Source organism: Curtobacterium citri (genome assembly GCF_030362955.1).
Classification (GTDB): domain Bacteria; phylum Actinomycetota; class Actinomycetes; order Actinomycetales; family Microbacteriaceae; genus Curtobacterium; species Curtobacterium citri.
The window spans coordinates 159199-175963 of sequence record NZ_JAUCML010000002.1; the positions used below are offsets into that span (position 1 = coordinate 159199).

Sequence of the window (16765 nt, forward strand, 5' to 3'; positions counted from 1 at the left end):
GGGATCGTACGGCTCAGGCGGTCGTCTTCGTCAGCCCGTGCTCCGTCTTCTCCCAGTAGTGCGGTCGGGTGACGAGCTGCCAGAGCCCCTTGTACGCGGCGATCGAGTGCAGGACCCAGTAGAGCGGGTTGAGCAGTGCCCAGCCCATCAGGTCGAAGCGCCCCCGCTTGTACGGCCCCATCATCGTCAGGTAGATCATCGTGGCGTTGCCGAGCAGGAAGTCGAGCACGCACAGCCAGAGGACGGGCGCGGGGAACATCGGTGCCGTCCAGTCCGCCGGCAGCACGAGGGTCGCGATCGTGACGACGATGCCGGGGAGCATGCCGAGGAACGTCAGCGGGGTGCCGGCGATGAGCAGGGCGAAGGCGGCGGCGCGACGGAGGCCGATCTCGGCGACCAGGGCCCGCGGGCGCCGGGCGTGCACGAGCGCGGTCTGCATGTAGCCCTTGATCCAGCGCGACCGCTGTCGGACGAAGTTCGGGATCGAGGTGTTCGCCTCCTCCATCGTCGTGGAGTTGACGACGGCGACGCGGTAGCCGACGGCCGACGCCCGGATGCCCAGGTCGGCGTCCTCGGTCACGTTGTACGGGTCCCACCCGCCGAGCTCGCGGAGCAGGTCGGTGCGGAAGTGGTTCGAGGTGCCGCCGAGCGGGATCGGCAGTTCCCGGGCGTCGAGCCCGGCGAGCATGTAGTCGAACCAGTACGAGTACTCGAGCGTGAACATGCGGGTGAGCGCGTTCTCGTCGGCGTTGAAGTAGCTCAGCGCCGCCTGCACGCACACGGTGTCGTCACCGGACCGGTCGAAGGTCAGGAAGACCTTCTTGAGCTGGTCCGGGTCGGGACGGTCCTCGGCGTCGTAGATGACGACGTACTCCCCCTGTGCGATGGCCAGGCCGACGTTGCAGGCGCGCGGCTTCGTCTGCGGCGACCCCGGCGGCACGATGACGATGCGCATCCACTCGGGCGGCTCGGCTTCGAGCACGGCCTCGCGCGTCTCGTGGTCCTCGGCCTCGACGAGCACGAGGACCTCGAGCCGGTCCTTCGGCCAGTCGAGCACCTCGAGGTTGCGAACGAGGTCGTGCACGATGTTCGCCTCGCGGAACACCGGGACGAGCACGGTGTAGGTCGGCAGGGCGTCGTCGTCGAGGGCCGCGACGTCGTCGGCGGAGACCTGCTCGACGAGGTCGAAGCGCGCGCCGACCATCGACACCCAGAACTTGAAGAGGATGCCGGCGAAGAACCCGAGCGAGAGCACCGCGGTCGCGACGGCGACGGTACTGCCCGGCGCGACGACGAGGCACACCGCGAAGACGAGCAGTGCGACCGCCCCGCCGACCTGCTGCCCGCGCGACAGGACGGTCTTCGCGGAGAGCGCCGGGTTCGTGCGGGCGAGCCCGTGCGCGGCGAGGTCGGCGACCTCCTCCTCGAGTTCGTAGGCGATGCGCTGCCGGACGTCGGCCTCGGACGCGCTGCGCAGCACGACGGGCTCACCGAACTCCTCGGTGAGCGCCACCCGGAGGACGTCCGGGTCGGACCGTCCGCTCGTGAGGACGAGCACGCCCTCCCGGATGCGGGCCGACGCGACCCAGCCCTCCTCGACGTGACGCTGGACCGAGCACCGGTGCGGCGGCCGCCAGTCGGTCTCGGTACCCCGGTGTCGGGCGGTCCGGACGAGCGGACCGGGATCGGCGGTGTGCGACTCGACCGCGGTCATCCGAGCACCACCGCGACGAGCGCGTGCATCCACTCGACGACGACCTCGCGCTGGAACGCGGCTGCCCAGGCGAGCGGCACCTGCAGGACGGCGAGCACGACGACGAGGGTGCTCGTGACCCGACCCTGCACGGGGGGCAGGATCGCGATCGCGACGCTGAGCATCGTGACGAAGACGTTGCCGGCCGCGGCGACGGGGACCAGGCCGATCGCGTACCCGCCGATGATGCCCCCGAACAGCGCGACGACGAGGGCGACCGCTCCCGGACGACCGACGAGGAGCGCGAGCGTCGCGCCCGCGACGACCATCGCGACGAGGAGCAGGCCGTCGGCCGTGGCGAACAGGTGCTGCAGCCCCGCGAGTCGCTGCCCGGACACGTCGATCGTCCCGCGGAGCGCCGCGAACGGGTCGTGGAGCACCATGGTGTCGAGCACCGCGGTGGAGAGCGCCACCGCGACGCTGGGGAACACGAGGACCAGGACGTTCGCGCGTCGGATCCCGCGCTGCTCGTGGCGTGCCAGGTCGAGCACCGGCGCGGCGAGCGCGGCGATGGCGAGGTAGACGAACCCCATCGGGTCGACCAACGTGGAGAGCATCAGTGCGAGGCCGGCGCGGAAGCCCGCCTGGGTGTCGCCCCACGCGAAGAAGCGGACCATGTCGACGACCGCCAGCGCGAAGAGCGCGATCCCGAGGAACGCCTGCAGGTCGTTCAGCGCGACGAACGCGTACAGCGGGTTCGCGCCGAGGGCGATCGTGAAGGCGACGACCTCCCGCATCCGCAGACCTCGACGGCGCATGTCCTGCGCGAGGAGCTGGAGCAGGACACCGGCGACGACCCCGCCGAGCACCGCGGCACCCTGGGCGCCGAAGGGCATGAACCGGAGCAGCACCCCCGACAACAGCGGGTAGAGCTGACCGATGGCCTGGACGACGCCGCCGTCGAGCGCGGTCGTCGCGCGGTCGAGCGTCGCCTGGTTGCCGGTCAGCCCGAGGAGCGTCGTCGGCGTGGTCTGCGCGGCGATCAGTGCGAGGACGACGTACGGCACGGCGAACGCGGCGCGGAGCAGCCACCGCACCGCGCGTGGCGGGAGCGGGCGCAGGACCGAGTCGGCGGGCGCGGCCTCGACGGAGGCCGGGAGGGACGACGAGAGCGTGACGGTCATGCCGCTCCTTCCGGCGGAGCACACAGAGGCGTCCCGCACCATCCATTCCACGCCGCGTTGCAGGGATACGACAGCCCACGTACGGGGTACACCCGTGTCCTCCGCGCGACCGACACGGCGGGACGGACGCGCCCCGCGCCTCCCGGCCGGAACCAGGAGCCACGGGGCGCGAGCCGCCGTACGGAACGGACGTCAGTGGTACGTCGCGGCCTGCCCGTAGAGCACCTGCGTCAGCGACGACACGTACGGCGAGACGTCCCCGTCCGGCAGGTTGTACGTCATGAAGACGCCGTACCCGTCGGCCTGCGACCGCTCCGCGAGCGACACCGCCGTCGACTCCGGGGTGTTCTGGACGTCGACCGCCGCCGCGGAGAGCCGGTCCTTGCCGAGCCCCGGGATCGACGGCGCCGAGTACGTGCCGTAGTAGGGGTTCCAGGCGTAGTCGAGCTGCGAGCCGATCGTGCTGCTCGACGACGACAGGGCGTCCGACGCCGGACCGATGTCGTAGAACGAGATGAGCTTGCCGGGCATGTCCGCGCGCAGGGCGCTGACGAGCCAGCCGATCGACTGCTGGTTCGGCTGCGGGGTGCCGTTCGAGCCGTAGTCGGAGTACTCGTCGTCAAGGTCGACCCCGTCGAGGCCGTACTTCGCGACGGTCGCGGAGACCTGCGCGGCGAAGTCCGCGGCCGCCTGCTGCGTCGGGAAGTTCGCGATGCCGGTGCCCTGGTGGTTGCCGAGGACCGACAGCGACACCTTGATGCCCTTCGCCTGCAGCGGGCGGATCTGCGTGGCGGCGTCGTCGAGGGTGCGCTGCACGTTCTCGTTGGCGTACAGCACGGCGTCGCCGTCCGCGTCGCGGTTGATGTTCGCCGCGAAGATGATCGCGACGTCGAACGCGTTCGCGCCGTTCGCGAGCTGGTAGCGGCCGACGTTCGCGAGCTGGTCGTTGTTGACCTCGACGTACGCGATGCTCGTCGGGCCGTCCTTCGTGGGGACGGCGTGCGGCTGCCGCCCGTGGCCGACGCCGTGCCCGACGCCGTGGTGCGCGCCGACCCCGTGGGAGAGGCCGGTCGGGGACGGTGCCGCCGACGCTGCGGCCGGCACCATCGGTGCTGCGAGCATCGCGGCGAGCGCCGCCGCGATGCCGATCTTCACGGACTGCTTCATGTCACTCCTCATCGAGCGATGGACCGGTCGACCGGTGTCGACCGGGGACCGCCGTCGGGGGACCCGAACCCCCGGCGGCGGGGTCTCAGGCGCGCGGGTAGCGGAAGGTCCGCACCTCGTACGCGTCGACCGGGAAGGCCGCGACACCGTCGGTGACCGCGGCGACGCCCGGAAGGGAGTCGTCGACCTCCTCGAGCAGCGTCACCTCGACCGGGTCACCGAAGACGCCGGGCTCGGCCACGGCGATCCCGCCGGTCCCCCGTCGGCCGCTCGGCTCGTACACGCGGACGACCAGGTCGCCCGACCGGTCGTCGGCGAGCTTCACGCTCGACAGCACGACGTCACCGGACACCTGCACGAGCGGGTCGAAGCCGTGTGCGCCGGTCACCGTCCGCGCGCTCGCGTTCATCACGACGCCGGCAGCGGTCGCGCCGAGCTGGTCGGTCCCGACGACGACCCCGTACCGGTGCGTCTGCAGCCCCTGGTCGGTTTCCGGGTCGGGGAACCGCGGGGCCCGCAGCAGCGACAGCCGCACGGTCGTGGTGACGTGTCCGTCCTCGGCGTCCCGCGTGGTGTCGAACCCGTGGATCGAGGAGTTCACGAGGGCGACGCCGAACCCGGGCTCCTCGACGAGCACGTAGCGGTGCATCGAGGTCTCGAACTTCGCGGCCTCCCACGAGGTGTTCGTGTGCGTCACCCGCTTCTGCGCGCCGAACTGCGTCTCGGCGATGGTGTGCTCGGCGCGGACGTCGAGCGGGAACGCCACCTTGAGGAACTTCTCGGTCTCGTGCCAGTCGGTGGTCTGGTCGAACTCGAGCGTGCGGGAGTCGGGCGCGAGCACGATCTCCTGCGTGACCGTGGAGTCCCCGAACGAGCGCGACACGACGACGCGTGCGGCCCCGGCGTCGTCCACCGACGCCTCCAGCGAGTCGACGGCGACCAGGTCCTCGACGCGGTTCCGGTAGTACCGGTCGACGTCCCACGCGTCCCACATGTTCGGGAAGTCCTGGTGCAGCTGCAGCAGGTTCGCGGCCCGGCCGGGGGCGATCGCGTCGCGCCCGGTGGTCAGGTCGACGGCGCTCGTCACGAGCCCCTCGGCGGTGACGACGACCCGGACCAGGTCGTTGGTGAGCACGAAGCCGCCGTCCTGCTCCTCCAGGGACACCGCGGTCGCCTCCGGCACGTCGGTCGCGGGGACCGCACCCTGCGCGGGAGCACCGGCCTGGAGGAACGGGGCCGGGTTGACGACGACGGTCGCCGTCCCGGGACCGGCGAGTGCCGACAGCGCGTCCTCGATGATCGCGGTCAGCGCTGCGGCCGTCTCGGCGTACTCCGCCACCGCCTCGCGGTGCACCCAGGCGATCGAGGTACCGGGCAGGATGTCGTGGAACTGCTGCAGGAGGACCTGCTGCCAGAGCGCGTCGAGCTCGTCGTACGGGTACACGAACCCGGTGCGGGCCGCGGCGGTCGTCGCCCACAGCTCGGCCTCGATGAGCAGCTGCTCGCACCGGCGGTTGCCCTGCTTCGTCTGGTGCTGGCTCGTCAGGGTCGCGCGGTGGAGCTCGAGGTAGAGCTCGCCGACCCACACGGGCGGGTGCTCGAGCTCGGACCGCGCCCGGTCGAAGAACGCGTCGGGGTGCTCCCACCGGACCTTCGCGCTCCCCTCGAGGTCGGCCAGCCGCGCGGCGGTGCCGGTCATCTCGCGGGTCGTGCCACCACCGCCGTCGCCCCAGCCGACCGGCGCGATCGACCCGGTGGCGAGCCGGTTCTCGCGGAACTGCCGCGAGGCCTTCGCCACCTCCTCCCCGCTCAGCCGCGAGTTGTAGGTGTCCATCGACGGGAAGTGCGAGAACACCCGCGAGCCGTCGATGCCCTCCCACAGGAACGTGTGGTGCGGGAACTTGTTGACCTGGTTCCACGAGATCTTCTGCGTGAAGAACCACTCGAACCCCGCGCGGCGCATGAGCTGCGGCAGGGCCGGCGAGTACCCGAAGCTGTCCGGCAGCCAGACGCCCTTCGGTCGGATGCCGAACTCCCGCTCGAAGAACCGCTGTCCCTGCGAGAACTGCCGGACGATGCTCTCACCCGTCGGCATCACGGTGTCGGACTCGACCCACATGCCGCCGAGGGGCAGGAACCGGCCGGCGGCCACGGCGTCCTGCACCTTCGCGTAGACCTCGGGGCGGTGCTCCTTGATCCAGGCGTACTGCTGCGCGCTCGACATGCCGTAGAGGAAGTCGTCGGTCTGGTCGATGAGCTCGGTCATCGTCGAGGTGGTGCGGGCGACCTTGCGGATCGTCTCGCGGACGGGCCAGAGCCACGCGGAGTCGATGTGCGCGTGCCCGATCGCCGAGATCGTGTGCGCCGAGGCCTCGGCGGGCGCGGCGAGCACGTCGACGAGTGCCGCCCGGGCGTCCGGGGCGGTCGCCGCGATGCGCTGCAGGTCGAGACGGTCGAGGGCGTCGTCGAGCGCCTGCAGGATCCGCATCCGCCGCGGCCCGTCGGGCAGCTGCGCCTGGAGTTCGAGGAGCACCTCGAGGTCGAGGGACAGCTCGTGCACCTCGGACGCGAACACGGCGAGGTCCATCCGGCGGCTCGTGTACAGGCGCTTCGACGACGAGGTCTGCACGTCGCCCTCCTGCGTCGGCAGGAAGGGGTGGTAGTCGAGCAGGACGGGGTTGGACGCCGCCTCGACGAACAGCTCGACGGACTCGCCGCCCTCGGCGCTCTCGGTGACGAGCACCCACTGGTTCCGCGGGTTGATCGACTTCACGGGCGTGCCGTCGGCCCGGTACACGAGCCCCTCGCACTGGAACCCGGGCATGTTCTTGTCGAAACCGAGGTCGATCACCGCCTCCACGCGCTGCCCGGCGTACTCGGTGGGCACGGTGCCGGTCAGCCGGAACCAGGTCGTGCCCCAGGCCGCTCCCCACGGCGTCCCGACCTCGTACGGCTCGAAGGCGAGCTCCAGACCGGAGGCGGGGGCGACCGGCTCCCCGGGCAGTTCGTGCCAGGCGGTGTCGAGCGGGGTCGCGACGGCGTGCACCGCGGGCAGGATCCGCTCGTCGAGGACCCGTCGGGCGCGTCCGGTGGTGAGGGGGATGTCGTCGTGCATGGGGTCCTTCCAGGGAGGAACGGGAGCAGCGGATGGTCGTCGGGGCGTCAGGGCGTCGGGGCGTCAGGGCAAGGCGGCGGGGTGCGCGACCACGAGCGGTGCGCCGGTCGTGTCGTCCGGCACGTCCACGATGCTCGTGATGCCCCGGGCCGCGGTCAGGGCGGTGTCGCCGAGCCGGGAGCGGAGCAGCACCTGCGGACCACGGCCGTCCGGCGCGGACTCGGCGCAGTCCAGCCACGCGGCGGCGAACCGACCGCCCGGGGCGCAGTCCGCTCGGGTGTCGGAGCGGGGTGACCCGTCGGGCCGGACGTCGTCGAGGACGATCGCGGTCGACGGCGGGACCGCGGTCGACGTCGCACCGGAACGGGCGAGCGCGGCGAAGGCCTCGCCCGCGGGCTTCAGCCGGCCGTCGTTGGTGAACAGGCCGAGGTCGTACTCGAGCTCCGGGAAGTCGGCGAGCGACCGGGAGACGTCGTGCGAGCACCACCAGGTGACACCGAGGACGTCCTGCGCACCGAGGACGTGCCGGATCGTCCGCTCGGTGAAGGCCGCGGCGTCGCCGGGGTCGACGACGTTCGTCGGGGCGCCGACCTCCTGCAGCCAGTTCGGCCGCCCGGGCTCGCGGTTCCAGGCCGCCGCGAGCTGGAGGAGGTACTCGCCGTGCCGCACCGACCCGGCACCGAGTGCGCCGTGCAGTGCCGCCGAGCCGTTGAACACCCACGAGTGCGTGACCGTCGCGTCGCCGTGGTCCGCCGCGTGCTCCGGGCCGAAGGGCTGCGCGTCGTCGTACCAGGCCGCGTCGTACTGGGCGACGGTGACCAGCGGGGTCGGACGCGACCCGGAGGCGGTGGCGACCGTCGGGGCGGACGTGTCACGGGCCTCCCGGCCGGCCGACGTGGCCGACGCCAGCCCGCGTCGCGCCGCCGCGACCATCGCCGCCGCCCACGTGTGCCCCTGCTCCGCCGTGGTGGCGTGCGGTGCGGGGTGCGGGGCGTGGGCGAACTGGTTGACCTCGTTGCCGATCGAGATGCCGAGCAGGTTCGGCCGGTCGCCGACCGCCGCGGCGAGCGCCTCGACGTACGCCGCGGTCGACGCGACCACGTCCGGGTCGGTGAACAGGTTCCGGCGGTGCCAGCTCTCGAGCCACGGCGGCAGGAAGTCGAAGCTCGACAGGTGCCCCTGCAGCGCGTCGACGTTCACGTCGAGGCCGAACGACCCGGCGATGTCGACGACGGTGGCGACGTCCGCCAGCGCCCGCTGCCGGATGAGCGTCCGGTTCGGCTGCACGACGGGCCAGAGCGGGAAGATGCGCACGTGGTCGGCGCCGAGGGATGCGATCTGCTCGAGGTCCCGCGCGGTGTCCGACGCCGAGAAGTCGAGCCACGAGTGGAACCAGCCGACCGACGGGGTGTGGTTGACGCCGAAGCGCATCAGCCCTTCACCCCGCCCTCTTCGACGCCCTTGAAGAAGAAGCGCTGCAGGACGGCGAAGATCACCGCGATGGGGATGAACGCGATCATGGTGCCCGCCGCGATCATGCGCTGGTCGGTGGCGAACGTGCCCTGCAGGTACTGCAGCCCGACGGTGAGGGTCAGGTTCTCGGGCGACTGCAGCACGATGAGCGGCCAGAGGAAGTCGTCCCACGCGCCGATGAACGAGAAGATCGCGATCACGGCGATGGTCCCCTGCACGGCGGGCAGCGAGATGTACCGGAGGCGCTGCATCGCGTTCGCCCCGTCCATCACCGCCGCCTGGTCGATCTCCTCGGGGATCTGTCGGAACGCGTTGAACATCAGCAGCACGTTCAGCGCGGCGATCATGCCGGGCAGTGCGACGCCGACCAGGTTGTCGGCGAGACCGAGGTCCTTCACGGTGACGAACTGGCTGATGATCGTCGCCTCGCCCGGCAGCACCAGGGTCGCCAGGAACAGGCCGAGCACGAGCTTGCGGAAGCGCCACTGCAGGCGTGCGAGGGCGAACCCGGCGAGGGTGGCGAACACGATGTTGCCGAACACGTCGATCGCCGCCACGAGCAGCGAGTTGCCGATGTACCGGAAGACCGGGATCGCCGCCGCCACCTTGAGGTAGTTGTCGAACGTCGGCTCGCTCGGGATGAAGGACGGGTTCGCGGTGTAGATGTCCTCGCCCGCGCCCTTGAGCGAGGTGGAGAGCTGCCAGAGGAACGGGCCTATCGTGATGAAGAGGACCACGATCAGCAGGACGTAGCGGACGACCTTCTCGCGGGTGGACATGACGCCCCAGACCTGGCGGCGCTTCCGCGGTGTCGGCCTGGAGGCGCGGCGTCCGTCCGTCCCGCCGGTCACGTCCGGTGCGGGTGCGGCGGCGCCGGCGGCGCCCCCGATCACGGGTTCCGTGGTGCTGGTCGTGTTCGTCACTTGTCCGCCTTGCTGTTCATGCGCGCGAGGGCGAGCATCGGCACGAGCGTCACCACGAAGAGCAGCAGGCTGAGCGCGGACGCGTAGCCGAGGTTGCCGGTGAAGCCGCGGGCGTACTGCTGGATGAGCATGACGAGCGAGTTGTCCTGCCCGCCGGGTCCGCCGGTGCCGTTGGTGAGGATGTAGAGCTCGCTGAACACCCGGAGCGCGCTGACGCACACCAGGATGCCGACGAGCGTCATGGTGCCGCGGACGCCGGGCATCGTCACGGACCAGAAGCGGCGGACCGCTCCGGCACCGTCGAGGGCGGCGGCCTCGTGCAGGTCCTTGCCGACGTTCCCGAGCGCCGCGAGGAAGATGATCATGTAGTAGCCGAGGCCCTTCCAGACCGTCAGGCTGATCGCGCTGACGAGCAGCAGCCACCGGTCGGTCAGGAACGGGATGCCCGCGCCACCGAGCGCCTTCACGATCTCGTTCACCACGCCGCGGTCGTCGAGGATCCACGTCCAGATGAGCCCGACCACGACGGCCGAGGCGATCACGGGCGTGTAGTACGCCGTGCGGAAGAACGCGATGCCGGGGAGCTTCTGCTGCACGAGCACCGCGATGAGCAGCGGCAGGACGGTGAGCAGCGGCAGGCAGATCGCCATGTAGATGACGCTGTTGAGCAGCGCCTCCCACACCTGCGGGTCGGCGAGCAGGGTCTGGAAGTTGCGGACGCCCACCCACTGGCTCACGCCCCCGAGCGGGCTGGCGTTCGTGAACGACAACCGGACGGTGTTGATCGACGGCCAGAGGCTGAACGCGAGGAGCCAGACGAGTGCCGGCAGGACGAGCAGCCAGGGCGTGAACCAGCGGTTGGCGCGCATCAGCCGTTGGCCAGCAGGCTGTTCATCTTGTCCTGCGCGGTCTGCAGGGCCTTCTCCGGCGAGACCTGACCCTTCATGGCGAGGGCGATCTGCTGGTCGAGGAAGTCCGTCATCGCGGAGTTCGCCTCGACCGGGTTGAGGACCTTCGCCTCCTTGAGCGCCTCGTTCGCGAGCACGCGGGCCTTGCCGTTCACGGTGCCGTCGTCCTTCGAGAAGTACGGGTCGGACTGCGACGAGGTGGTCGACGGGAAGATGTTCACCTGGTGGGCGAACGCCTCCTGGTTCTCCGCGTTCGTCATGTACTGCGCGAACGCCTCGGCGGTGGCGAGGTGCTTCGACTTGCTCGACACCGACAGGCCCTGCACGTAGAGCGGCGGGGTGTCGAGCGCGGGGCTGACGGTGACGTTGCCCTCGAGCGACGGGTTGCTCTTCTCCATGTCGGCCAGCGCGGTCGCACCACCGGTGGTCCACGCGACCTTGCCCTGCGTGAAGAGCGTCGAGTTGCCGAGGTAGTCGCTGTTGAGGACGTTCGACGGCATGTAGCCGTCCTGGTACGCCGTCTTGTAGCGGTCGATCAGGTCGGCGGCCTTAGACGAGTCGGCGAACGTGAACTTCGTGCCGTCCCCGTTGACCACCTTGACGCCGGCGAGCGTGAAGTCGCCGAGGCCGGGCTTCCGGCTCATCAGGTAGTCGTCCGGGCACCGCTCGTGCATCGTCTTCGCCTGGGTGAACAGGTCGTCGGTCGTCTTCGGCGGGTTGTCCGCGTCGAGCCCGCACTTCGCGAACATCGACGAGTTCCAGTAGTCGACGTCGGTGTTGAGGTACCACGGGTAGCCGTAAGTGCCGTCCAGACCCTTGTACTCGTACGAGTCCAACGCGCCGGCGACGTACGTGCTGCTCAGCTTGCTGTCGTCCTTCGAGACGTCCTGCAGGAACCCGCGCTTCGCGAGCGGCAGCGCGATGTCCGGGGGCAGGTTGATGACGTCCGGCAGCGAGTTCGACGAGGCCTGGCTGAGCACCTTGTCGGCGTAGCCGTCGCCCGGCTGGTCCTGCAGCTTGACCTTCGCACCCGGGTGTTCCTTCTCGAAGCCGTCGATGACGCCCTGCAGGTAGTCCGTGTAGGTCGGCGTGAGCGCCCAGGTCTGCAGCGTGATCGAGCCGTCGACCTTGCCGCTGCCCCCGCCGCTGGCGCCGCTGCTGCCGCTCGAGCAGCCGGTCAGGACGAGCGCGGTGGCGGCTGCGGTCGCGAGCAGCGCTGCCGCGCGGCCCCTCGTCACTCTCGATGTGGTCCTCATGGCGTTGTGACTCCTTCGTCATCCTGCTCAAGCGGTTCAGTGCTGATCTCCTGAACCGGTGTCTGCTTGCCACTGTGCGCGACTAAAACGCTATAGTCAACCCATGGCCTCCAAGCGTCGGACGACGATCGCCGACATCGCCGCCCGCGCGGGCGTCTCCATCAGCGCGGTGTCGTTCGCACTGAACGACCGGCCCGGTGTGTCCGTCGAGACCCGCCGTCGCGTGCAGGAGATCGCCCGCGAACTCGACTGGCAGCCGCACACCGCGGCGCGCGCGCTCGGCGGCGCGCGGGCCGGGTCGATCGGCTTCGTCCTGAACCGGCCGGCACGGACGCTCGGCACGGAGTCGTTCTTCGGCGACCTCATCTCGGGGATCCAGCTCGGGCTCGCCGGCACGCACGTCGGCATGAACCTCCTCGTCGCCCGCGATGCCGACGAGGAGCTCGCGACCTACCGCGACTGGTGGCGGGGCCACCGCGTGGACGGTGTCATCGTGATCGACCCACGCCGTGCGGACGAGCGGCTCGCCCTGCTCGCGGAGCTCGGGATGCCCGCCGTGGTCGTCGGGTCCCACCCGACCCCGGAGGGCACGGCACCCAGCGTGTGGATCGACGACTCGGACGCCACCGACACCGTCCTGCGGTACCTGCACGCGCTCGGACACCGGCAGATCGCCCACGTCTCGGGCCGACCGGAGTTCGAGCACACCGCCATGCGCGTGGAGCGCCTCCGGGCCTTCGCCGCCGCGGCCGGGCTCGAGCGGACCGTGTCCGTCCCGACCGACTACTCCGCCGACGAGGGTGCTCGGGCGACCCGGACGCTCCTGTCCCACCCCGACCGTCCGACCGCGATCGTGTACGACAACGACGTCCTCGCGGTCGCCGGCCTCGGCGTCGCGAGCGAGATGGGCGTCGCCGTCCCCACGGACGTGTCCATCGTCTCGTTCGACGACTCCGCCATGGTCCGGCTCGTCCGGCCCGCCGTCACGTCGCTGACCCGCGACACCGTCGAGCTCGGACAGCGCGCCGCCGTGCTCCTGCGGGAGCAGATCGACACCGGGACGGTCCTGCCGTCGCGTCCGGGGCCGCCGCTGACCCTGAGCGTCCGCGACTCGACCGGGCGCACCCCGACACGCCCGTCGACCGACCGCTCCGCGAGGTGACCGCGCGCCGGACTTGACGGCGGTTCGAACACACGTTCGAATACCGGTGTGGGACGGCGTCGCGAGAACCGGTGGCAGCCCCCGGAGCACCCGGAGGTCGAACGCCCGCGCGCCTACTCCCTGTCCGAGGACGCCCGCGGGCCGGACGTCTGCCACGCCGTCACGCCCGTCCCCGTCTGGGCGTGGGTCCAGTTCCCGACGTTCCACATCCGCGTGAAGGGGTTCGCGAAGAGCTGGACCCGCGACGCCGTGCTCGTCGAGTGGGCGCAGTTCGGGCAGCAGGCCGACGCGTGGGTCTGGCGGTCCGCCGTGAAGCACCGCACCCTCCGCGCCGACCGCGCCGATCGGCATCCAGCGAACGCACGGCATTGACTTCCGTCGCCGCGACGAGGATCGTTCAGTCAACAGCGGTCGGTCGAACTACTCACCGATCGAGTAGTTCGACCGGACGACCATCGAGGAGGCACCGTGAAGAAGAGCGAGGTGCCGTCCTGGGTCGCCCACGTGCTCACCCCGCCCGAGGTCATCGCGGCCTACGTCGAGCGGCGGATCAACGACCCGGCACTGCTGTCGGGCGTGCAGGCGGAGCCCACCTACGCGGACTTCCTCCGCGTCGAGTAGCCGGTCGTCCGGGAGGCACGGCGGACGTCCCCGGGATCAGGGCACCTGGTCGGCGCCCGGCGGCAGCCCCGTGTCCGGCCGGGTCCGGCCGCGTCGCGCGGACAGCGTGACGCCGATGCTCGCGACGCTCACGCACGCGAGCGCGACGACCTCCTGCGTCGCGAGGGCCTCGTGCAGGACCACGAGCCCGGCGAGCGCTGCGATCCCCGGGCCGAGGCTCTGCAGCACCCCGAACACCCGCGTCGGCATCCGCCGGAGCGCGAGCATCTCGAGCGCGTAGGGCAGGACGCTCGACAGCACCGCGACCGCGCCGAACACGAGCAGCAGCGTCGGGTGCGCAGCGACGCCCTCGACGGCCGGACCGAGGCCGGTCGGCAGCGAGACGACCATCGCCACGACCATCGACACCGCGAGCCCGTCGACACCGGGGATCGCGGCGCCGACGCGACGGTTCATGACGATGTAGCCCGCCCAGCACGCGGCGGCGGCCACCGCGGCGAGCACGCCCCCGACCGCGGTGACGGCGGCCGGACCGACACCGAGCAGCACCACGCCGGCGAGCGCGAGCAGCGCCCACGTGACGTCCCGCCACCGCCGGGTGTGCACGAGGGAGAGCACGAGCGGACCGAGGAACTCGACGGTCACCGCCACGCCGATCGGGATGCTCGCGAAGGCGACGTAGATGAGGACGTTCATGCCGCCGAGGGCCAGGCCGAGCAGCGCCGCTGCCGTCCACTGCGCACGCGTCCAGTGCCGGACGCGCGGACGCACCACGAGCAGGAGCACGACGGCGCCGATGACCAGCCGGAGCGTCGCCGCGCCCACCGGCTCGACCTCGTCGAAGCGGGTCTTCGCGACCGCCGCGCCGATCTGCACGGACACCATGGCGGCGAGCGCGAGGAGCGGCGCGGGGACACGGGGCGCGGTCGCCATCGGGACGGCGCCGCTCAGCCGAGGTAGGCGAGCACGGCGAGGACGCGGCGGTGGTCCTCGCCGGTGTCCTCGAGGGCGAGCTTGCCGAAGATGCTCGTGACGTGCTTCTCGACGGCGCCGGTGCCGATCACCAGGGCACGGGCGATCGCGGCGTTGGTGCGGCCCTCGGCCATGAGCCCGAGCACGTCGCGCTCCCGCGGTGTCAGGGCGGCGAGCGGGTCCCGGCGGCGGCCCATGAGCTGCGTGACGACCTCGGGGTCGAGCACCGTCCCGCCCGCGGCGATGCGCCGGACGGCGTCGTCGATCTCCTCGAGCCGGGTCACGCGGTCCTTGAGCAGGTACCCGATGCCGGTCGCGCCGGCGGCGAGGACGTCCTCGGCGTAGGTGGCCTCGACGTACTGCGAGAGCAGCAGGACCCCGGTCCGCGGGGCCACCCGGCGGGTCTCGACGGCGGCACGGACGCCCTCGTCGGTGAAGGTCGGCGGCATCCGCACGTCCATCACGACGACGTCCGGAGCGGCCTCGGGCAGCGTGGCGAGGAAGGCGTCGGCGTCGGCGTACTGGCCGACGACGTCGATGCCCGCCTCGTCGAGCACGCGGGCGAGGCCCTCGCGCAGGAGCACCGCGTCGTCGACGACGACGGCCCGGATGCGTGCTGCACCCGGGCCGTCGCTCATGCCGACCAGCCTAGTGGGAGCGGTCGCTCCCCCGGCCTCACGCCCTCGTGACCGGGACCCCGTGCAGGGCGCCGAGCGGGATCCGGGCCGTGGCCTCGGTGGGGCCGCCCTCGGGACTGTTCACGACGAGTTCGCCGTCGAGGGCCCGCATCCGTCCGGTCAGCCCCTCGATCCCGTGGCCGGCCTGCGTGCGGGCACCGCCGCGCCCGTCGTCGGTCACGCTGACGGTGAGGTACCAGAGCCCGGAGGCGTCCACGATGAGGCCGAGGTAGACACCCGCCGCCGAGGCGCCCGCGTGCTTCGTCGTGTTCGTCAGCAGCTCGCTCACGGTGAAGTACACGTTGCGCTGGACCTCGGTCGCGAGCTCGAGCCCCTCGGGCAGCCGGACGTCGAGTCCGACGGGGATCGGCGTCCGCGCGACCAGGGCCTCGAGCGCCGCGACGAGCCCGCGGTCGAGCAGGATCGGCGGTGCGAAGCCCCGCGACAGTGCGCGCAGCTCGTCGAGGGCGTCCTGTGCGTGCTCGGTCGCCTCGCCGATGAGCCGCTTCGCCTTCTCCGGGTCCCGGTCGAAGGCGCGCTCGGCGGCGGCGAGGTCCATGCGGAGCCGGACGAGTCGCTGCTGCGGTCCGTCGTGCAGGTCACGCTCGATCTGCCGGAGCGTCTGCCCCTCGGCCGTGACGGCCCCGGCACGGGACGCCTGGAGCCCGGCGACGCGCTGCTCGAGCTGCTCGGCACGGAAGCCGCCGAGCAGCCCGGCGTCGATCCAGTAGTGGGCCAGGACCGACCCACGGGCCCACAGCGGCAGCAGGACGACCGACGCAGCCATCGACAGCAGGCCGAGCAGCCCGACCCCGACCAGGAACCCGGACTCGGTGTTGCCGAAGTAGCCGACGCGGACGTCGTTCAGCAGGAACACGACGCCGAGGACGAGCGGCCATGCGAACCCGACGGCGAGGAGCGCGCCGACACCCACGGTGACGAGCGCCGCGAGCGGGTACACGACGACCGCGTGCAGCAGGTACAGCCAGTAGTGCGGGTTGGCGACCGCCGAGCCGGTCCGGGTCCACCAGTTCTGCTGCCACCGCGGGGTCCAGTCCACCGGGCGGATCGGCCGGGGGTCCGCCCACCCGATGCGGAGCTTCTCGAACTGCCCGACCCACCGCGCCACGAACAGCGCGATGAAGAACATCAGCAGGACGAACGGGTTGAACAGGTCGCGCAAGCCCCGCCCGAACAGCGCCGCGGGGAACGCCACGTAGAGCGTGCAGAGCAGCACGGCCGTCAGCGCCATGTACCCGAAGTCGCGCGGCAGGCGCCGCCAGGCCTCGCGGTAGAAGCCACCGGCGGTCGTCCGCCGACCGGACCCTGCTCCGCCGCCCGGTCCCACGACGGGCGTCGGCTCGGCCCCGACGGCGGGCGTCGACGACCACGACGGCGGCGGCGGCGGCGGCGTCGGCGTCGTCGTCGTCGGCGGTGTCAGCGGCTCTTCGGGCACGGGCTTCGTGGCTCCCTGGGGCACGGCGTCGTCCAGCGGGACGGTGTGTGCCCGGTCGGCGGCGGAGTGGTCCAGCGGGACGGTCTCGGCCTGGTCGAGGCGGTCGGTGTCGGTCATGGGTCCAGCCTCACGGAGCCCGTCCCCGCGTCCCATCCTGC

The 16765-nt window shown here is 71.6% G+C and carries 14 protein-coding genes; 3 read left to right on the forward strand and 11 right to left on the reverse strand.

What is annotated here, in order from left to right:
- Nucleotides 1–13: 13 nt before the first annotated feature.
- From QUG92_RS03225 to QUG92_RS03260, 8 genes are all read right to left on the reverse strand, one after another.
- Nucleotides 14–1714 (reverse strand): glycosyltransferase, encoded by a 1701-nt coding sequence (locus QUG92_RS03225; protein WP_289457644.1) that lies wholly within the window; start codon nucleotides 1712–1714, stop codon nucleotides 14–16.
- On the reverse strand, nucleotides 1711–2877 hold the full coding sequence (locus QUG92_RS03230; RefSeq protein WP_182045772.1) for a hypothetical protein: 1167 nt from the start codon (nucleotides 2875–2877) through the stop codon (nucleotides 1711–1713). Before QUG92_RS03230 ends, QUG92_RS03225 begins: the two co-directional genes overlap by 4 nt.
- 192 nt (nucleotides 2878–3069) lie before the next feature.
- The gene (locus QUG92_RS03235; protein ID WP_289457645.1) at nucleotides 3070–4044 is read right to left on the reverse strand and encodes an endo-beta-N-acetylglucosaminidase H; all 975 of its coding nucleotides are present in this window, start codon (nucleotides 4042–4044) and stop codon (nucleotides 3070–3072) included.
- An 85-nt stretch (nucleotides 4045–4129) separates the two neighbouring features.
- Nucleotides 4130–7159 carry an alpha-mannosidase gene (locus tag QUG92_RS03240; protein ID WP_289457646.1) on the reverse strand — a complete coding sequence of 1010 codons (3030 nt, stop codon included), beginning with the start codon at nucleotides 7157–7159 and terminating at the stop codon, nucleotides 4130–4132.
- A 63-nt stretch (nucleotides 7160–7222) separates the two neighbouring features.
- Nucleotides 7223–8590, reverse strand: a complete 1368-nt coding sequence (locus tag QUG92_RS03245; protein ID WP_289457647.1) for a glycoside hydrolase 5 family protein — start codon at nucleotides 8588–8590, stop codon at nucleotides 7223–7225.
- Nucleotides 8590–9555 (reverse strand): carbohydrate ABC transporter permease, encoded by a 966-nt coding sequence (locus tag QUG92_RS03250; protein ID WP_220456183.1) that lies wholly within the window; start codon nucleotides 9553–9555, stop codon nucleotides 8590–8592. The genes QUG92_RS03245 and QUG92_RS03250 overlap by 1 nt, the downstream gene beginning before the upstream one ends.
- Complete coding sequence (locus QUG92_RS03255; RefSeq protein WP_182045764.1) at nucleotides 9552–10424, reverse strand: carbohydrate ABC transporter permease; 873 nt, start codon at nucleotides 10422–10424, stop codon at nucleotides 9552–9554. The genes QUG92_RS03250 and QUG92_RS03255 overlap by 4 nt, the downstream gene beginning before the upstream one ends.
- Nucleotides 10424–11719 (reverse strand): ABC transporter substrate-binding protein, encoded by a 1296-nt coding sequence (locus tag QUG92_RS03260; protein WP_289457648.1) that lies wholly within the window; start codon nucleotides 11717–11719, stop codon nucleotides 10424–10426. Before QUG92_RS03260 ends, QUG92_RS03255 begins: the two co-directional genes overlap by 1 nt.
- Before the next feature lie 103 nt (nucleotides 11720–11822).
- On the opposite strand from QUG92_RS03260, the gene QUG92_RS03265 reads away from it, so the two are divergent.
- The 3 genes from QUG92_RS03265 (at nucleotide 11823) to QUG92_RS03275 (ending at nucleotide 13502) form a co-directional block, all read left to right on the forward strand.
- The gene (locus QUG92_RS03265; RefSeq protein WP_289457649.1) at nucleotides 11823–12881 is read left to right on the forward strand and encodes a LacI family DNA-binding transcriptional regulator; all 1059 of its coding nucleotides are present in this window, start codon (nucleotides 11823–11825) and stop codon (nucleotides 12879–12881) included.
- A gap of 48 nt (nucleotides 12882–12929) precedes the next feature.
- Nucleotides 12930–13253: a hypothetical protein gene (locus QUG92_RS03270; RefSeq protein ID WP_182045758.1), complete on the forward strand. Its 324-nt coding sequence runs from the start codon at nucleotides 12930–12932 to the stop codon at nucleotides 13251–13253.
- Between the two features lie 96 nt (nucleotides 13254–13349).
- The gene (locus QUG92_RS03275) at nucleotides 13350–13502 is read left to right on the forward strand and encodes a hypothetical protein (RefSeq protein ID WP_181429186.1); all 153 of its coding nucleotides are present in this window, start codon (nucleotides 13350–13352) and stop codon (nucleotides 13500–13502) included.
- Nucleotides 13503–13538: 36 nt separating this feature from the next.
- On the opposite strand, the gene QUG92_RS03280 is transcribed toward QUG92_RS03275, so the two are convergent.
- From QUG92_RS03280 to QUG92_RS03290, 3 genes are read right to left on the reverse strand one after another with little or no spacing between them, the layout of a single operon-like run.
- Complete coding sequence (locus QUG92_RS03280; protein WP_289457650.1) at nucleotides 13539–14435, reverse strand: EamA family transporter; 897 nt, start codon at nucleotides 14433–14435, stop codon at nucleotides 13539–13541.
- 14 nt (nucleotides 14436–14449) lie between these two features.
- Nucleotides 14450–15112 (reverse strand): response regulator transcription factor, encoded by a 663-nt coding sequence (locus QUG92_RS03285; protein WP_289457651.1) that lies wholly within the window; start codon nucleotides 15110–15112, stop codon nucleotides 14450–14452.
- A gap of 37 nt (nucleotides 15113–15149) precedes the next feature.
- Nucleotides 15150–16724 carry a sensor histidine kinase gene (locus QUG92_RS03290; RefSeq protein ID WP_289457652.1) on the reverse strand — a complete coding sequence of 525 codons (1575 nt, stop codon included), beginning with the start codon at nucleotides 16722–16724 and terminating at the stop codon, nucleotides 15150–15152.
- Between the last annotated feature and the right edge of the window lie 41 nt (nucleotides 16725–16765).

Coding starts and splice junctions, on each gene's coding strand:
- QUG92_RS03245 (WP_289457647.1), bottom strand. CDS start 8,590: ATGCGCTTCGGCGTCAACCACACCCCGTCGGTCGGCTGGTTCCACTCG.
- QUG92_RS03240 (WP_289457646.1), bottom strand. CDS start 7,159: ATGCACGACGACATCCCCCTCACCACCGGACGCGCCCGACGGGTCCTC.
- QUG92_RS03255 (WP_182045764.1), bottom strand. CDS start 10,424: ATGCGCGCCAACCGCTGGTTCACGCCCTGGCTGCTCGTCCTGCCGGCA.
- QUG92_RS03260 (WP_289457648.1), bottom strand. CDS start 11,719: ATGAGGACCACATCGAGAGTGACGAGGGGCCGCGCGGCAGCGCTGCTC.
- QUG92_RS03265 (WP_289457649.1), top strand. CDS start 11,823: ATGGCCTCCAAGCGTCGGACGACGATCGCCGACATCGCCGCCCGCGCG.
- QUG92_RS03290 (WP_289457652.1), bottom strand. CDS start 16,724: ATGACCGACACCGACCGCCTCGACCAGGCCGAGACCGTCCCGCTGGAC.
- QUG92_RS03235 (WP_289457645.1), bottom strand. CDS start 4,044: ATGAAGCAGTCCGTGAAGATCGGCATCGCGGCGGCGCTCGCCGCGATG.
- QUG92_RS03285 (WP_289457651.1), bottom strand. CDS start 15,112: ATGAGCGACGGCCCGGGTGCAGCACGCATCCGGGCCGTCGTCGTCGAC.
- QUG92_RS03225 (WP_289457644.1), bottom strand. CDS start 1,714: ATGACCGCGGTCGAGTCGCACACCGCCGATCCCGGTCCGCTCGTCCGG.
- QUG92_RS03230 (WP_182045772.1), bottom strand. CDS start 2,877: ATGACCGTCACGCTCTCGTCGTCCCTCCCGGCCTCCGTCGAGGCCGCG.
- QUG92_RS03280 (WP_289457650.1), bottom strand. CDS start 14,435: ATGGCGACCGCGCCCCGTGTCCCCGCGCCGCTCCTCGCGCTCGCCGCC.